Genomic DNA, 16,596 nt, shown 5'->3' with positions numbered 1-16,596 from the left:
TGGTGGGGAGCGTCTGTTGTTCCGGCCTGGATGATCCTCGACGGAGGCACGGCCTTCCAGTGTCAGAAGGGCCTGCAAGTCGCCTCTGATCTATCTGTCGCCCGACAAGCCGACGATGCAGCAGATCTATCCGGCTTGATGTGCAAAGCTGCAAGGTGGTTTCACACCGTCGCGCCCTTGACCTGCGGCAAGGGGTTCTTTGGCGCAAAACCGTCTTCGAGGACGATCAGGGGCGGCGCACGCAGATCGAAAGCCTGCGTTTTGCCAGCTTTGCCGATCAGAACCTCTGCGTCCTGCGACTGGCAGTCACGCCACTCAATCACAGCGGGCCGGTGATCTTCGAAAGTGCTCTTGACGGGTGCCGCAGCAATCTGGAACGGCTGCCCGCCTATGTCGGTGCGCCGGTGTTCGCCCCCGAAGTGAAGTGGGAGAAATGGGCAAAATCCCTGCATCTGGAGCCGGTCGCCTTAAACGCCGGCGATGATGATCTTTATCTGGAGATGCGCACAATCCATAGCGGCATACATGTCGGCCTTGCATCGACATTGCTGCCCTCGATCCCGCCGCGTTCCAATTCCACCGAACGGCGTTCCGCCTGGCTGGCAGAGCGGCAGATGTTCGAGCCGGTCATGGGCGAAACCGTGTCTGTCGACAAGTTCGTGACCATCCATACCTCGCGCGAGGCGCCCGCCGACCGCATTTCTGCCCTGTGCAGAGAGAAGCTGGGCGCCCATCTCTCGTTGGGCTTTGATCACGCACTTGCGGCGAATGCAGGCGTCTGGCGGCAGAAGTGGCATGACTGCGATGTTGTCATCGAAAGCGATCCCGAGATGACCCAGGCCGCCCGGTTCAGCATCTATCATCTGCTGATCGCGGCGAATCCCAATGATCCCAAGGTCAATATCGGTGCCAAGTCTCTGTCAGGCGAAGGTTATCGCGGTCACGTCTTCTGGGACACCGAGATCTTTCTGCTGCCGTTTTACATCTACACGCAACCCGACACCGCGCGGGCTCTGCTGATGTATCGCTATCATACACTGCGGGGCGCCCGCACCAATGCCCGTGCGAACGGCTTCCGGGGCGCGCAGTTCGCCTGGGAATCCGCCGATACCGGGCAGGAAACCACACCGAAATGGACGGCGGACGGCCGCCACCGGATCTGGACCGGAGAGGAAGAGATCCACGTCACCGCCGATGTGGCCTATGGCGTGCTGACTTACGTCAACGCCACGGGCGATACCGCCTTTCTGTCCCGTTTCGGCGCCGAGATCCTGTTCGAAACCAGCCGGTTCTGGCTTTCGCGTCTGGAGGAAGATGCAGCGACCGGAAAACTGGTGCTGCGCCGGGTGATCGGCCCCGACGAGTTCCACGAGCATGTCGATAACAATGCCTTTACTAACCGCATGGTGCAGTGGCATCTGGTGCAGGCCGCCCGTATCCACGACGATCTTGCGCAGCATGACCCGCAGGCCCTTGCCGCGGTCGCTGCGCGCATCGGCCTGTCACCGGATGAGGCTGCGGAGTGGCGTCAGGCCGCCGGGCGTGTCCTGATCCCCTTCGATGCAGGGCGTGGGTTGATCGAGCAGTTCGAGGGTTATTTCGCCCTCAGGGAGGTGCCGGTAGCCGAATGGGATGGGAATGACATGCCCTGCTATCCGGTGGGCTATGATCATTTCAATGCGGGCGAGACCACATTGTTGAAACAGCCCGATGTGGTCATGCTGATGTATGTGCTGCCTGACGAATTCAGCGATGCGGCGAAGCGCGTCAACTATGCCCATTACGAGCCGCGTACCCTGCACAAATCATCGCTCAGCCCGGCGATCCATTCAATCATGGGAATCGAGGTGGGTGACAGGGCGCGGGCGCTGCAATACTTCCGCCGTTCTGCCCTGGTCGATCTGATCGACAATCAGGGCAATACACAGGACGGCATGCATATCGCTTCGGCCGGGGGAACCTGGCAGGCACTGGTTTTCGGTTTTGGCGGCTTCCGCGTCCGTGACGGGCGGATGAGTTTCCGTCCATGGCTGCCCCCGGGCTGGACGGCGGTGCGATTTTCTCTGTGGTGGCATGGAAGCCGGATCACGGTGTGTATCAGGCAGGAAGATGCGACCTTCCTTCTGGAACCCGGCTCTGTGTCCCGCCTGACCATCTGCGTCGAAAATCGGGAAATCAATCTGGAAACCGGGCATGTCGTCACGGTTTCCCTCTGCCCGGAGGCAGCGGCGTGACCCTTCTGAAAGGTGTGATTTTCGATCTGGACGGCGTGATCGCCGACACCGTGCCCGCCCATTACGCCGCCTGGAAGCGGATGTTCGAAGAAGAGGGCTATGCCTTTGACGACCAAGTCTATCATGACAAGGTGGACGGGCGCCGCAGGTTTGACGGTGCGCGGGCGGTGATGGTGGATGCGACGCCAGACCGCGTCAGCGCAGCCGCCGCGCGCAAGGATGCCTATTTCCTGGCGCAGATCGAGCAGGGGCAATTCGAGGTCTTTGCCGACACGCTCGATTTCCTGCGGGCCTGCCGCGCAGAGGGGATCGTGCTTGCGACAGCCTACAGCAGCCGCAACGTCCGCCTCGTGCTGGAAAAGGCAGGGATTGCTGATGAATTTGCGGCGATCGTCGGAGGCGACGATGTTGCCAATGGGAAACCCAATCCCGATATTTTTCTGCTGGCGGCTGAGCGGCTTGGAATGGCGCCAGACGCCTGCATTGTCATTGAAGATGCGATCTCGGGCGTTGCCGCCGCCAAGACCGGCGGGTTTTTCTGCATCGGGATCGACCGCAGCGGGCAAAGCCAACGCCTTGCCGGGGCCGATCTGATCGTCGCGAGCCTCTCAGAGCTGCGGCCCTGTGAAATCGAGAAACTCATGAAGAAATGAGCGCACAGGGCAGGCGGTTCCTCCGAAGCGGGCAATCAACGTCAGGTGCGGCGAAACGCGGCTGCGAGTGTCGCTGGTCCCGCACCTCTGATGCCGGCTTCTTTCTGAATGGCCGCCTCGGCGAGGCAGCTATATCGAACTGGCGGCAGGGGGTCAGGGGGCGCCAGGACTGAACAAACAGGAATGGCCCTCCGGGGCGCGTTTTCCGAACGTCACCCGGCAGTCCCGGCACGCCAGTCGGTGACGTCGGGATAATACCGGCGGCGCCATGCCCGGACGCGCGGGTTCATCCGGCGCCGCCAGAGCGGTGGGATCATCGCCAGAACGCCCATCGCGGGATATCCCATCGGCAGCATCGGCGCTTCGTCGGCGGAATAGGTTTGCAGCAGCGGGAAGCGCCGGTCGGGCTTGTAATGGTGGTCGGAATGGCGTTGCAGGTTGATCAGCAGCCAGTTTGACGCCTTATGCGGGGCGTTCCAGCTGTGGTGCGGGCGGACGGGTTCGTATTTGCCGCCGGGAAGCTGGCGACGGGTCAGGCCGTAATGCTCGATGTAGTTGGTCAGCTCCAGCTGCCAGACCGCGAAGAAGGCCTGAAGCAAGAACAGCACCAGCCCTGCCCAGCCGCCGACCAGCCAGGCCAGCGCCAGCGCCGCCAGTTGCAGCCCGCCGTAGCGCCAGAACGGGTTAGACGGATGCCAGATCGGGCGGCCCGCGCGGGCGAGCTTTTCCTTTTCCGCCACCCAGGCCGAAGCCGGGCATTCGCGCAGCACACGCCAGAAGAAGCGGTGGAACCCTTCATTGTACCGCGCCGTCACCGCGTCGCGCGGGGTGCCGACATAGCGGTGATGCACCAGCAGATGTTCGGTGCGGAAATGGCTGTAAAGCACGGTCGCAAGTAGCAAATCGGCCAGCCAGCGCTCGACCCGGTTGCTCTGGTGCATCAGCTCATGCGCATAGACGATGCCGATGGTGCCCGAGGCGACGCCGACGCCGAACATCAGCGCCAGCTGTTCCGGCACCGACAGCCCGCCGGAACGGGTGATCCACCAGATCGAGCCATAGATGATCAGCGCCTGAAGCGGCAGCCAGATCAGCGTGATGACGCGATACCAGAACAGGTCCGCCTCTTCGGTCTGCGGATCGGGGTTTTCCTCGCTCCGGCCCAGCAGCAGGTCCAGAAATGTCGTCAGCGTCCAGGCGTAGGCGGGCATCAGAGCCACGGTCCAGCCTCCTTGCGTGACGCCGATCATCACCAGCGGCACGAGGCCCAGCGACAGCCAGAAGGGCAGAGCGTTGCGAAAATCGGCGATGTTGCGCATGGGGGCCTCCGTCGCGGCGGAGTGTAGGCGGGCGCCGGGGCGGGCTCAACCACCCGTGATGTCGCGGGGCACGAGATCCCAGCCCTTGCGCATGACCGTGGGCAGGGCGGCGGGGCGAAAGGCGGCGCGCGGCAGGAAGGTGCCGCGCTCCGGCTGCGCTTCGGTCACCGCAGTCAATATCTCCAGCACCAGATGGAAATGGGTGAAGGTGTGGCGCACCTCGCCCACGCGCTGCCAGTCGGCCTTCAGAGGGGCAGGGGCAGTGGAACCATCCCAGCCAGAGGTTGGAAAGCCTGCCATGCCGCCCAGCAGCCCGGATTGCGGGCGCTCCTCCAGTAGCACCGCGCCATCGGGGCGCAGGGCGATCCAAAGCACGCCTTCGCGCTGCGGTTTCGCGGGCTTCTGGGTCTTACGCGGCAGTTCGGCCTGTACCCCTGCCGCGCGGGCCGCGCATTCTGCGCTCAGCGGGCAGATCGCACAGGCCGGGTTGCGAGGTGTGCAGATCGTGGCACCAAGGTCCATCACCGCCTGCGCATAGTCGCCGGGACGTTCCGCGGGCGTCAGCCGTGCGGCGTGGGTCACCAGAACAGGTTTCGCACCGGGCAGCGGCTCCTCCACCTGGAACAGCCGTGCCATTACCCGTTCGACATTTCCATCCACCACCGTCTCGGCCCGGTCAAAGGCGATGGAGGCCACCGCCGCTGCCGTATAGGGGCCAACACCGGGCAGCGACAGCAGCCCCTCGCGCGTGTCGGGAAAGCGCCCGCCGTGATCGGTCGCCACGGCGCGGGCGCATTTCAGCAGGTTGCGGGCGCGGGCGTAATAGCCAAGACCGGCCCATTCGGCCATGACCTCGGCATCTTCCGCAGCCGCCAGCGCCGCCACGTCCGGCCAGCGCGCGGTGAAACGGTGGAAATAATCGCGCACCGCCGCCACGGTGGTCTGTTGGAGCATCACCTCGGACAGCCAGACGCGGTAGGGGTCGGCCTGCGCCCCGGCGGCGCGGTCGGCGGGCGAGACGCGCCAGGGCATGATCCGGTGGTGCCGGTCATACCAGGCCAGAAGCGGCGCCTGCACGGTGGCGGGATCGGTCATGCGCTGCGTGGCTCAGGCCAGGTGCCGGCGAAACTGCGCCACGACTTCTTCATAGACCGCGCGCTTGAAGGGAACGATGGCGGCGACCATCGCATCGGCATGTGTCCATTGCCAGCGGTCGAACTCGGGGTGTTCGGTGGCGATATTCACCTGATCGTCGCGGCCCAGATAGCGGAACAGAAACCATTTCTGCTTCTGCCCGCGATATTTGCCCCCCCAGACCTTGCCCAGAAGCTCGGGCGGCAGGTCATAGGTGACCCAGCCGCCGGATTTGGCAACGAATTCCACCAAATCCTCGGTTATGCCGGTTTCTTCCCACAATTCGCGCAGCGCGGCCTTGCGGGGCTTTTCGCCCTCGTCGATGCCCCCCTGCGGCATCTGCCAGGCGGCACTGGTGCTGTCCTTGCGGTTGCCGGTGAAAATCAGCCCGTCGGGATTGATCAGCACGACGCCCACACAGGGGCGATAGGGCAGGGAAGCGGGATCTGTCGCCATGATGTATCGGGGCCGGTCGCCCGGCCCCCCTTTCCTGATCTTACTCGGCTTTCGGGGCGATGGCCTCGGCCCCGCGCAGGATGTCCACCGCATAGGCGAGCTGATAATCCTCGTCCCGCAGCTTCGCGGCCTCGGCGGCACGCTCCTGCTCTTCCTTGTACTGACGCTTCTCGTCGTCGGTCATCGAGTCGTTGGACAGAACGCCGCGCAGATCGGCCTCGGTGCGCGCCTTGGCCGCCGCTTCGGCTGCTGCCGCCTCGGTGCCCGCCTCGCCATCCTTCTTCATCGGCTGGTTCACCACGATGTCGGGCGAGATGCCAAGCGCCTGGATCGACCGGCCCGAGGGCGTGTAATAACGCGCCGTGGTCAGCCGCATCGCGCCTTCGCCGCGCAGCGGGATGACCGACTGCACCGATCCCTTGCCGAAGCTCTTCGTCCCCACCACGATGGCGCGGCGGTGATCCTGCAAGGCCCCCGACACGATTTCCGAGGCCGAAGCTGAACCGCCGTTGATCAGCACGACCATCGGCTTGCCTTCGATCAGATCGCCCGGCGTCGCGTTGAACCGTTCGCCATCCTGCGGGTTGCGGCCACGGGTCGACACGATCTCGCCCTTGTCGAGGAAGGCATCCGACACCTTGATCGCCTGCGTCAGAAGACCGCCGGGATTGTTGCGCAGATCAAGCACGACCCCGTTCAGTTTGTCTTTGCCACCCAGCTGTTCCAGTGCCTTCTTCAGTTCCGTTTCCAGCCCCGGATAGGTCTGGTCGTTGAAGGTGGTCAGGCGCAGCACGGCGGTATGGCCGACCACGCGGCCCTTCACCGCCGTCAGCTTGATCGTGTCGCGGACAATCGACACGTCGAACGGGTCTTGGACACCATCGCGTACCACGGTGATGACAATTTCCGAACCGACCTCGCCGCGCATCTTGTTCACCGCATCGTCGAGGCTCAGGCCCAGCACACTTTCGCCATCGACATGGGTGATGAAATCGCCGGACTGGATGCCGGCCTTGTCGGCGGGAGTGTCATCCATGGGCGACACGACCTTGATGAAACCGTTCTCCTGCGTCACCTCGATGCCGAGCCCGCCAAATTCGCCGCGCGTCTGCACCTGCATGTCGCTGAAATCATCGGCGGGCAGGTAGTTTGAATGCGGGTCGAGCGAGGTCAGCATGCCGTTGATCGCGGCCTCGATCAGCTTCTTGCTGTCAACATCTTCCACATATTCGGCGCGGATACGTTCGAAGATGTCGCCGAACAGATCCAGCTGTTCATAGACCGAGCTGTTCTTCGCGGCTTCCTGCGCGATGAGCGGGCCTGCGACCTGCGTCGACAGAAGCACACCTGCCACGGTGCCGCCCAGAGCGGCCATAACGAATTTCTTCATCGCCTTCGTCGTTCCCTTTCTCAAGGCTTCCGCCTCATCGCACCTTTACCCGTCACGGCACCTGCTGGCGCTCGGCAAGCGGGGCGGTGGCCTCGAACCACGGCATCGGGTCTACCGGCTGCCCCCCCTGCCGCAACTCGACATACAAAGTCGCCGTTTCGCGTGTGGCGCCATCCTGTGCCGGGACGAGAAATTCGTCCACCCCCGGTTCGCCGCCACCCATCAGACCAAGTGGCGCGCCCGCCGCAACGACCTCGCCCACCTCGCCATATACGGTTTCCAGCCCTGCCAGAACCAGAAGATAGCCGGGTCCGGGCTCAAGGATCATCACGTTTCCGAAATTGAGCAAGGGCCCGCGATAGCGGATCGTGCCGGACCAGGGCGCGGTGATCAATGCGCGGGGGCGGGTCGCCAGCACCATGCCGGGGCGGCGCACGCCTGCGCTGTCGGCCTCGTCCGGGCGGCGCAGCAGCGTCCCCAGGGCAGGCAGCGGCAGCTTGCCATGCGAGAAGCCGAAATCGGCCATCCCCTCGGCCTCAACCTCGTTCAGGGACAGGCCGGCGGCAAAGGCATCCAGCGTATCGGCGCTTTGCAGCAGGTTCTTCAGAACCTCGGGATCTTCGGTGAACCGCTTCGGCAGTTGCGTGCGTTCCGAAATCGCCTGGCTCAGCGCGGTGCGGGCCTCCTGCGCGGCGCGCAGCCCGTCGGCCAGCGTGCGCCCGGCGGCGGTTTGCAGGGTCCGCAGGTCGCGCACCTCCTGCAACTGGGCACGCAGGGTTTCCGCCTCGGCCCGGATGGCCGGGGTGACATCGGCGATCATCATGCCCGAACGCACGGTGCCCAGCGGCCCGGAAGGATGCAGCAACAGCAGCGGCGCCGGATCGGATTCCATCCGTCCCAGCACGCCCAGCAATTGCGCCAGCCGGTCGCGCTTGGCCTCGAACTGGTAAAGCAGGGTCGCCTCGCGGATCGAGGCCTGCCGCAGGCTTTCGCGCAGCGCGGTCAGCCCCTGTTCATAGGCGGTAATGGTGCGGGTCAGTGCCTGCACCCGGTCGCGCGCCTGCCGCGCCTCGCCCAGGGCGACGACTGCCTCCTGAAGGTTGCGTGCCGCCGTCTGTGCCTGTTCGGCAACGGAAGCCGCCACCGCAGGCCCGCCGAAGGCCAGCGCGGTCAACAGGACAAGGACGGCAGAGCGGCGCATCATCCGGCGATCAGGCTCTGCCCGGTCATTTCGGCCGGTTGCGGCAGGCCCATCAGGTGCAGCACCGTCGGCGCCAGATCGGCAAGCCGTCCACCCGCGCGCAGATGTGCCCCTTCCGGCCCGCCGACAAGGATCACCGGCACCAGGTTGGTGGTATGGGCGGTATGCGGCCCGCCGGTCACCGGATCCACCATCAGCTCGCAATTGCCATGGTCGGCGGTGACGATCATCGCGCCGCCCGCCTTCTCCAGCGCCGCCAGTGTAAGGCCAAGCCCGGTATCAACTGCCTCGCAGGCCTTCATCGCGGCCTGAAGGCTGCCGGTATGGCCCACCATGTCGGGGTTGGCGAAGTTCACCACGATCAGGTCATAGCCATGCTCGATGGCGCCGATTAGACGCTCGGCCACCTCGGGTTCGCTCATCTCGGGTTGCAGGTCATAGGTGGCGACCTTGGGGGATTTCGGCATGAACCGATCCTCGCCCGCCGAAGGGGTTTCCTTGCCGCCGTTCAGGAAAAAGGTGACATGGGGGTATTTCTCGGTCTCGGCCAGACGGAACTGGCTGCGGCCATGGCTGGCCACCCATTCGCCCAGCGTGTTCACGATGTCCTGCTTGGGGTAGCAGGTGGTCATGAAGGTGTTATGGGTGGTGGAATAATCCACCATACCCAGCAGGGCGGCCCATTGTGGGCGGGCGCTGGCGTCAAAGCCATCAAAGCCCGGCTGGCCCAGCGCCAGCAGGATTTCCCGCGCGCGGTCGGCGCGGAAGTTCAGGCAGAAGAAGCCGTCGCCATCCTTCGCACCCGCATAGCCCGCGACCACGGTGGGGGCGATGAATTCGTCGGTCTCGCCGCGCTGATAGGCGGCATCGACCGCGCGGGCGGCAGTGGTCGCACGTTCGCCCTCGGCTTTCACCATAGCGTCGAAGGCACGGCCCACACGTTCCCACCGATTGTCGCGGTCCATCGCCCAGTAGCGGCCGATCACCGTGCCGATGCGCGCACCTTCTGGCAGATCCTCGGTCAGTTCGCGCATGAAGGTGACGGCGGATGAGGGCGCCACGTCGCGCCCGTCGGTGATGGCGTGAAGCACCACCGGCACCCCGGCACCAGCAATTGCGGTGCAGGCTGCCAGCACATGCCGGATATGGCCATGCACCCCGCCATCCGAAATCATACCCATCAGATGCGCTGTGCCGCCGGTCTTCTTTAGCGTTTCGATGAAATTGAGCAGCGCGGCATTGCGGTAGAAGCTGCCATCCTCAATGGCGAGGTCGATCTGCCCCAGATCCATCGCCACCACCCGGCCCGCGCCGATATTGGTGTGTCCGACCTCGGAATTGCCCATCTGCCCGGTGGGCAGGCCCACATCGGGGCCATGGGTGATCAGCAGCTCATGCGGGCATTCGGCCCAGATCCGGTCGAAATTCGGGGTTGCAGCCAGTGCAGGGGCATTGGCCGTGCGATCCTCGCGGTAGCCCCAGCCATCCAGAATGCACAGAACGACGGGTTTCGGGATGGTCATGCGCGGCCCCTTTGCTTGGCGTTGGCGGGGTTTTACGCCGCCCTGCGCTGTGCTGCAACTGCCCGCCGCGCCTCAGGCGCCTTCGGCCGGACCCAGCACCTTTTCTGCCGTTCCGGCGTGCAGCATGTCCTCCAAAGTCAGCGAGTCGATGATGACCAGATAGGACCAGAACACCTCGGCAAAGACCTTGCGGATGCGACAGGTCGCCTCGTCGGTACAATCCTCGCAGCGCTGGTAGGCACTGCGCGACAGGCAGGTCAGCGGGGCAATCGGCCCGTCGATCTTGCGCAGCAGATCCGAAATCGAAATCTCGCCCGGCGCCTTCACCAGCGAATACCCGCCCGAACGGCCACGGGTCGAGGCGATGACACCCGCATTTCGCACGTCCAGCAGAATATGTTCCAGAAACCGCTTCGGCGTCGCGGCGCGGCGGGCGATTTCCTCGATGGTCAGCGGTTCCGGCCGTTCGGACCGGGCCTCGTCGGCCAGAACCAGCAACGCCTTCAGCGCATATTTCATCTTCTGGGTGATCATGTCGTGCCGGGCCGTCTGCGGGGTTTTCCCTCCATACCGGCCTCGGGACGGCATGACAATCACCGGGGGGCAATCCGGGCAATGTTTCATCCACTGACGCAGCCGTGAATGCAAATGATGTAGCAGTTCGCCCCGCGCTGCGTATTGACCTATAAAGGAAGAACGGAGGCTTGACCGATGAACGGCGGGCAAAAGTCGCGGAGGAACGGCATGAAACGGCCTGTGCTGTTTCTTGGACTGGCGGTTGCGGTGCTCCTGGCCGGGATTTTCCTGCGCGATGTGGTGCCCGATCTCGCGGCGCTGCGGGCGCATCTGGCGGGGGTCGAGGCCTGGCGGGCGGCGCATCCTTCGCTGGCGGCGGGGCTGTTCTTCCTGCTCTACCTCGGTGTCACCGCGCTGTCTCTGCCGCTGGCGGTCTGGCTCACGCTGGCAGGGGGGGCGCTGTTCGGCTTCTGGACCGGGCTGGCGCTGGTGTCCTTTGCCTCCACCGCCGGGGCGACGCTGGCCTTTCTGGCGGCGCGGCACCTGCTGCGCGACTGGGTTCGCGCCCGGCTGGGGACGCGGGCGGGCGCCATCGACGCGGGCCTGCGCCGCGACGGGGCCTTCTATCTGTTCAGCCTGCGGCTGATCCCGGTGGTGCCCTTCTTCGCCGTCAATTTGCTGATGGGGCTGACGCCGATCCGCACCGGGGTGTTCTATGGCGTCAGTCAACTGGCCATGCTGCCCGCGACGGCGGTCTATGTGAATGCGGGCACCCAGATTGCGAAGATCGACAGCCTGTCCGGCCTCGTCTCGCCCGCGCTTCTGGCATCTTTCGCGGCCTTGGGCCTGTTCCCGTGGCTGGCGCGGCTGGTTGTGGGCGCCTTGCGCCGTCGCCGGGTGCAGGCGCGCTGGACCCGGCCGCGCCGGTTCGACCGCAATCTGGTGGTGATCGGGGCAGGCTCCGCCGGGCTGGTGACCGCCTATATCGCCGCCGCCGCGCAGGCGAAGGTCACGCTGGTCGAGGCGGGCGAGATGGGCGGCGATTGCCTGAACACCGGCTGCGTGCCGTCAAAGGCGCTGATCCGCAGCGCGAAGCTGGCGCAAGAGATGCGGCAGGCTTGGGCGCTGGGCATCGGCACCCCGGAACCGCAGATCCGCTTTGTCGAGGTGATGGAGCGTGTGCATCGCACCATCACCCAAATCGCCCCGCATGACAGTGTGGAGCGCTATACTGCACTCGGGGTCGAGGTGTTGCCGGGCCGCGCCCGTATCCTCGACCCCTGGACGGTGGAGGTGGCGCTGAACGGCGGCGGCATACAGCGGCTGACGACCCGCAGCATCGTCATCGCCACCGGCGCGCGCCCTGTGGTGCCACTGCTGCCGGGCATAGATACGGTGGACTGTCTGACCTCGGATACGCTCTGGTCCCGTCTGCGCGGGCGCGAAACAGCCCCGGCGCGGCTTGTGGTGCTGGGTGGCGGGCCGATCGGGACGGAGCTTGCACAGGCGTTTCAGCGGCTCGGGTCACAGGTCACGCAGGTGGAAATGGCCGACCGCCTGATGATCCGCGAAGACCCGGAGGTTTCCGCCCACATCCGCACCGCGCTGGAGGCCGATGGCGTGCAGGTGCTGACCGGGCACAAGGCGCTGGCCTGCGGGCGCGGCGAAAGCGGCAAATGGATCGAGGTCGAGGGGCCGCAGGGCCGTCAGCGCATTCATTTCGACGAGATCATCGCCGCTGTGGGTCGCGCGGCCCGGCTGCAAGGCTTCGGGCTGGAGGAGCTGGGCATTCCGACCGACCGGGTGGTGCAGACCAACGACTATCTCGAAACGCTGTATACGAACATCTATGCAGCGGGCGATGTGGCCGGACCTTATCAGTTCACCCATACCGCTGCGCATCAGGCCTGGTTTGCTGCGGTCAACGCCATGGCCGCCCCGTTCTGGCGTTTCCGCGCCGACTATCGTGTTATCCCCTGGGCCACCTTCTGTGACCCCGAGGTTGCCCGTGTCGGCCTGTCCGAGACCGAGGCGCAGGAGCGCGGCATCGCGCACGAGGTCACACGCTACGGCATCGACGATCTGGACCGTGCCATTGCCGATGGACGGACCGAGGGCTTCGTAAAGGTGCTGACGGTGCCGGGCAGGGATCGTATTCTGGGCGTCACCATCGTCGGTCATCATGCGGGCGATCTGATCGCGGAATTTGTGCTGGCCATGAAACACGGACTGGGGCTGAACAAGATCCTTGGCACCATCCACATCTACCCGACGCTGGCCGAGGCCAACAAATACGCGGCAGGCAACTGGCGTCGGGCGCATGTGAACCCGAAGCTTCTTGCGCTGGCCCGCCGTTTCCACGACTGGAGGCGCGGATGATCGACGCCGCCCTTCTGCCCCTGCAACACCGCCTGCTGCGCCCCCCGGCGCAGGTGCTTGTGGCGCGTGGCATCAGCGCCGATCAGGTGACGCTGGCGGGCTTTGCCCTCGGGGCGCTGGCGCTGCCCGCGCTGGCCTTCGGCGCCTGGGGGCTGGCGCTGGTGCTGATTGTGGCGAACCGGCTGGCCGACGGGCTGGATGGTGCAGTGGCGCGGTTGACGGGCCCGACCGACCGGGGCGCCTTTCTGGACATCGCCTTTGACTTTGCTTTTTACGCGCTGGTGCCCCTGGGTTTTGCGCTGGCCGATCCGGGCGCCAATGCGCTGCCCGCCGCGCTGTTGATCGCGTCCTTCATCGGCACCGGGTCGTCCTTCCTTGCCTTCGCCGCCATCGCGGCCAAACGCGGTGAGGTTGCGCCTGCCTATCCGTCAAAAGGCATCGCCTATCTGGGCGGGCTGACGGAAGGGGCGGAAACCATCGCTTTGTTTCTGGCCATGTGTCTTGTGCCCACGGCCTTCCCGCTGCTCGCCTGCCTTTTCGCCGCCGCCTGCACCCTGACCACCGTGCTGCGCTGGTGGTGGGGCTGGCGCGCTTTCGCCCCTTGATGACAGGAGTTTCCATGCGCCTTGCGACGCTTGCCGCCCTTCCCCTGACGCTGGCGCTTGCCAGCCCTGCGCTTGCCGACTGGCAGGCGACGCTGGATGCCGCGAAAGGGCAGACGGTCTACTGGAACGCCTGGGGCGGTGATGACCGCACCAATGCCTTCATCCAGTGGGTCGGGCAGGAGACCGAGCGGCTTTACGGCGTGAAGGTCGAGCAGGTGAAGCTGACCGATACCGCCGAGGCGGTAACTCGGGTCATCGCTGAAAAAGCGGCGGGGCAGGACAGCGGTGGCTCGGTAGATCTTATCTGGATCAACGGGCCGAACTTCCTTGCAATGAAGGAACAGCGGCTGCTGCACGGCCCGTTCACCGCCGATCTGCCCAACGCGAAATATGTCGATCTGAGCGGCGCCGCGCCTGCGGCGGTGGATTTTACCGTGCCGGTTGAAGGCATGGAAAGCCCCTGGCGGCTGGCGAAGTTCGTTTTCGTCCATGACAGCGCGCGCGTGCCCGAACCGCCGCGCAGCATGGCGGCCTTTGTCGATTGGGCGGCGGCGCATCCGGGGCGGATGACGCATCCCGACCCGTCGAATTTCATGGGGGCGACCTTCCTGAAACAGGCGCTGATCGAACTGGCGCCCGATCCGGCGGTGCTGCAACAGCCGGTGACGGATGCCGCATTCGAAGCCACCACCGGGCCGCTTTGGGCCTGGTATGACGCGCTTCGTCCGAACCTGTGGCGCGGTGGCGCGACATTCCCGGAAAATCAGTCGGTGCAGCAGCAATTGCTGAATGATGGCGAGTTGGACATCGCCATGAGCTTCGATCCTGCCTCCACCGCAGCCGCCATCGAACAGGGGCTGCTGCCCGATACCGCCCGCGTTTTCGTGCCCGAGGGCGGCACCATCGGCAATGTCAGTTTCGTTGCCATCCCCTATAATGCCGCCCATGCGGCGGGCGCCGAGGTGGTGGCGAACTTCCTTCTGGACCCGGCAACCCAGGCGCATATGCAGAATATCGAGGTGCTGGGGTCGTTCTCGGTTCTTGATCCGGCGAAACTGGATGATGCCGGACGCGCGGCCTTCACCGCCCTGCCCACGGCGCCAGCGCTGCCGCAGCTGGAGGATCTTGGGCCGACACTGCTGGAACCCCATGCGAGTTGGATGACCCGCCTGACCGGGGAATGGGCGCGGCGCTACACGAAATGAGCGATGGCCGGGGCCTGCGCGGGCTGGTTCTGCTGATCGTTGGGACGGGGCTGCTGGCCCCGATTCTGGCCGGTCTGGCGGAAACGGCCGCTGCGGCCTTCGGTCATCTGCCCGCGCTGGGGTTTGATGGCTGGAGCCTCACGGCCTGGCAGGCCCTCGCCGCCGAGCCGGGGCTGGCCACCAGCCTGCGGCTGACGCTGGTCACCGGGCTGGGGGCGACGGCGCTTTCGGTCGTGCTGGCGATGGGCGCCGTGGCGGCGCTGGCCGGGAGGGTTCCGGCGGCGCGCGGGATGCGGGCGCTGGCACCGTTTCTGGCGGTGCCACACGCGGCCATGGCGATTGGTCTTGCCTTCCTTCTGGCACCCTCGGGCTGGATCGCACGCGGGCTGGCGCCGCTGATGGGTTGGGCGCTGCCGCCGGACCTCGCCAGTGTGAATGATCCTTGGGGGCTGGCGCTGATCCTTGGCCTGCTGGTCAAGGAAGTGCCCTTTCTCATGCTGGTCACCTGGTCGGCGCTGGGCCAGATCGACGCCGGGCGGCAGATGGCGGCGGGCAGGGCGCTGGGCTATGCGCCTGCCGCCGTCTGGGCCAAGGTGCTGCTGCCGCAGCTTTGGCCGCTGGTGCGACTGCCGGTGGCGGTGGCGCTGGCCTATGCGTTGTCGGTGGTGGATATGGCGATCATCCTTGGCCCGTCGAACCCGCCCATGCTGGCCGTGGCCCTGACCCGCTGGTTCTTCGACCCCGATCCCGCCCGCATCCTGCCCGCCGCCGCCGGGGCGCTGGTGCAGGCGGGCATCGTGGCGCTGGGTCTTGCGTTGCTGTGGGGGGCGGAGCGTCTGGCCCGCTGGCTTGGCCGACGGTGGGTGCGGGCGGGTGGGCGTCGCGCCTTCGGTCCGGGGCTTGCCGCCGTGCTGGTTGGCGGGCTGCTGACCCTTGCCACCCTGGCGCTGCTGGCTCTGGCCGTCTGGTCGCTGGCCTGGCGGTGGAGCTTTCCACAGATGCTGCCCGAAAGCTGGTCGCTGAAATTCTGGCTGGCCTCGGGTCGCTGGGGCGCCGCTTTGGGCATGACGCTCTGGCTCGCACTGGCCTCTGCCGCACTGTCCGTCGCGCTGGCGATCCTGTGGCTGGAAGCGGAGGATCGCGGCCAGCGCACCCGCGCCCGCTGGGCCGAAGCGCTGATCTATCTGCCGCTGATCCTGCCGCAGATCGCGTTTCTTTACGGGCTGAACGTGGTGGCGCTGCGGGCGGGCCTGTCGGGTCACCCCGGCGCGGTGATCTGGGCGCAGGCGATTTTCGTCTTTCCCTATGTGATGATCGCGCTGACCGCGCCCTGGCGGGCGCTTGACCCACGCCTCAGCCGCGCGGCGGCGGCACTGGGGGCGGGGCCATGGCGCCGGCTGATCCGCGTCAAGCTGCCGATGCTGCTGCGCCCGATCCTGACAGCCGCCGCGATTGGCGTGGCGGTATCGGTCGCGCAATATCTGCCGACGCTGTTTCTGGGCGCGGGCAGGGTGACGACACTGACGACCGAGGCGGTGACGCTGTCGTCCTCCTCCGATCGCCGGGTGGTGGCGGTCTATGCCAGCCTTCAGGCACTGGTGCCCTTTGTCGCCTATGCGCTGGCGGCGCTGCTACCCGCATGGGTGCATCGCAACCGCCGCGATCTGGCCGGAGCTGTGCCCGCATGAGTCTTGTTCTGGAAACTCTGTCCGTCACCCTGCCGGGCGCCGCAAGGCCATTGTTCGACGTCAGCCTGAGCGTTGAACCAGGGCAGGTGGTCAGTGTCATGGGGTCGTCAGGCGTCGGGAAATCCACGCTGCTCGATGCGGTGGGGGGACATCTGGCGCCGGGCTTTCGTTGCGCGGGTCGGGTCTGGCTGGAAGGACGCGATGTGACGCACCTGTCCGCCGAGGCCCGGCGCATCGGGCTGATGTTTCAGGAGGCGCTGCTGTTCCCGCACCTGTCTGTGGGCGACAACCTT

General features: G+C 65.8%; 14 protein-coding genes. 7 read left to right on the top strand and 7 right to left on the bottom strand.

The window, feature by feature from the left end:
• Positions 1 to 155 precede the first annotated feature (155 nt).
• Together AO684_RS17485 and AO684_RS17480 are read left to right on the top strand one after the other, a co-directional pair.
• The gene (locus tag AO684_RS17485) at positions 156 to 2,234 is read left to right on the top strand and encodes a glycoside hydrolase family 65 protein (RefSeq protein ID WP_152968465.1); all 2,079 of its coding nucleotides are present in this window, start codon (positions 156 to 158) and stop codon (positions 2,232 to 2,234) included.
• The gene (locus AO684_RS17480; RefSeq protein ID WP_054304012.1) at positions 2,231 to 2,887 is read left to right on the top strand and encodes an HAD family phosphatase; all 657 of its coding nucleotides are present in this window, start codon (positions 2,231 to 2,233) and stop codon (positions 2,885 to 2,887) included. The genes AO684_RS17485 and AO684_RS17480 overlap by 4 nt, the downstream gene beginning before the upstream one ends.
• Before the next feature lie 212 nt (positions 2,888 to 3,099).
• On the opposite strand, the gene AO684_RS17475 is transcribed toward AO684_RS17480, so the two are convergent.
• From AO684_RS17475 to AO684_RS17445, 7 genes are all read right to left on the bottom strand, one after another.
• A complete protein-coding gene (locus AO684_RS17475) occupies positions 3,100 to 4,206 on the bottom strand; it encodes an alkane 1-monooxygenase (protein WP_054304011.1) in 1,107 nt (368 codons plus the stop codon).
• Positions 4,207 to 4,251: 45 nt separating this feature from the next.
• Complete coding sequence (mutY, locus tag AO684_RS17470) at positions 4,252 to 5,301, bottom strand: A/G-specific adenine glycosylase (RefSeq protein ID WP_054304010.1); 1,050 nt, start codon at positions 5,299 to 5,301, stop codon at positions 4,252 to 4,254.
• A gap of 12 nt (positions 5,302 to 5,313) precedes the next feature.
• A complete protein-coding gene (locus AO684_RS17465) occupies positions 5,314 to 5,796 on the bottom strand; it encodes an RNA pyrophosphohydrolase (protein WP_054304009.1) in 483 nt (160 codons plus the stop codon).
• A gap of 40 nt (positions 5,797 to 5,836) precedes the next feature.
• Positions 5,837 to 7,186 carry a S41 family peptidase gene (locus tag AO684_RS17460; protein WP_054304008.1) on the bottom strand — a complete coding sequence of 450 codons (1,350 nt, stop codon included), beginning with the start codon at positions 7,184 to 7,186 and terminating at the stop codon, positions 5,837 to 5,839.
• A gap of 52 nt (positions 7,187 to 7,238) precedes the next feature.
• Entirely contained in the window at positions 7,239 to 8,387 is a 1,149-nt protein-coding gene (locus AO684_RS17455) for a peptidoglycan DD-metalloendopeptidase family protein (RefSeq protein ID WP_054304095.1), read from the bottom strand.
• Positions 8,387 to 9,910, bottom strand: a complete 1,524-nt coding sequence (gene gpmI, locus AO684_RS17450) for a 2,3-bisphosphoglycerate-independent phosphoglycerate mutase (protein ID WP_054304007.1) — start codon at positions 9,908 to 9,910, stop codon at positions 8,387 to 8,389. Before gpmI ends, AO684_RS17455 begins: the two co-directional genes overlap by 1 nt.
• Positions 9,911 to 9,982: 72 nt before the next feature.
• The gene (locus AO684_RS17445; protein WP_054304006.1) at positions 9,983 to 10,444 is read right to left on the bottom strand and encodes an Rrf2 family transcriptional regulator; all 462 of its coding nucleotides are present in this window, start codon (positions 10,442 to 10,444) and stop codon (positions 9,983 to 9,985) included.
• A gap of 210 nt (positions 10,445 to 10,654) precedes the next feature.
• On the opposite strand from AO684_RS17445, the gene AO684_RS17440 reads away from it, so the two are divergent.
• The 5 genes from AO684_RS17440 to AO684_RS17420 all read left to right on the top strand — a co-directional run.
• Entirely contained in the window at positions 10,655 to 12,805 is a 2,151-nt protein-coding gene (locus tag AO684_RS17440; RefSeq protein ID WP_054304005.1) for an FAD-dependent oxidoreductase, read from the top strand.
• Positions 12,802 to 13,410, top strand: coding sequence for a CDP-alcohol phosphatidyltransferase family protein (locus tag AO684_RS17435; RefSeq protein WP_054304004.1), 609 nt, complete (start codon positions 12,802 to 12,804; stop codon positions 13,408 to 13,410). The genes AO684_RS17440 and AO684_RS17435 overlap by 4 nt, the downstream gene beginning before the upstream one ends.
• Before the next feature lie 14 nt (positions 13,411 to 13,424).
• Positions 13,425 to 14,615, top strand: a complete 1,191-nt coding sequence (locus AO684_RS17430) for an ABC transporter substrate-binding protein (protein ID WP_152968463.1) — start codon at positions 13,425 to 13,427, stop codon at positions 14,613 to 14,615.
• A complete protein-coding gene (locus AO684_RS17425; protein ID WP_054304093.1) occupies positions 14,612 to 16,303 on the top strand; it encodes an ABC transporter permease in 1,692 nt (563 codons plus the stop codon). Before AO684_RS17430 ends, AO684_RS17425 begins: the two co-directional genes overlap by 4 nt.
• A partial coding sequence (locus tag AO684_RS17420; RefSeq protein WP_152968462.1) for an ATP-binding cassette domain-containing protein occupies positions 16,300 to 16,596 on the top strand: 297 nt, incomplete at its 3' end. The genes AO684_RS17425 and AO684_RS17420, both read left to right, overlap by 4 nt.

Source organism: Gemmobacter sp. LW-1, assembly GCF_001303875.1.
Lineage (GTDB): Bacteria > Pseudomonadota > Alphaproteobacteria > Rhodobacterales > Rhodobacteraceae > Gemmobacter > Gemmobacter caeni.
Note: the sequence above shows the minus strand (reverse complement) of the source record. Positions and strands in the feature narration are given on the sequence as shown.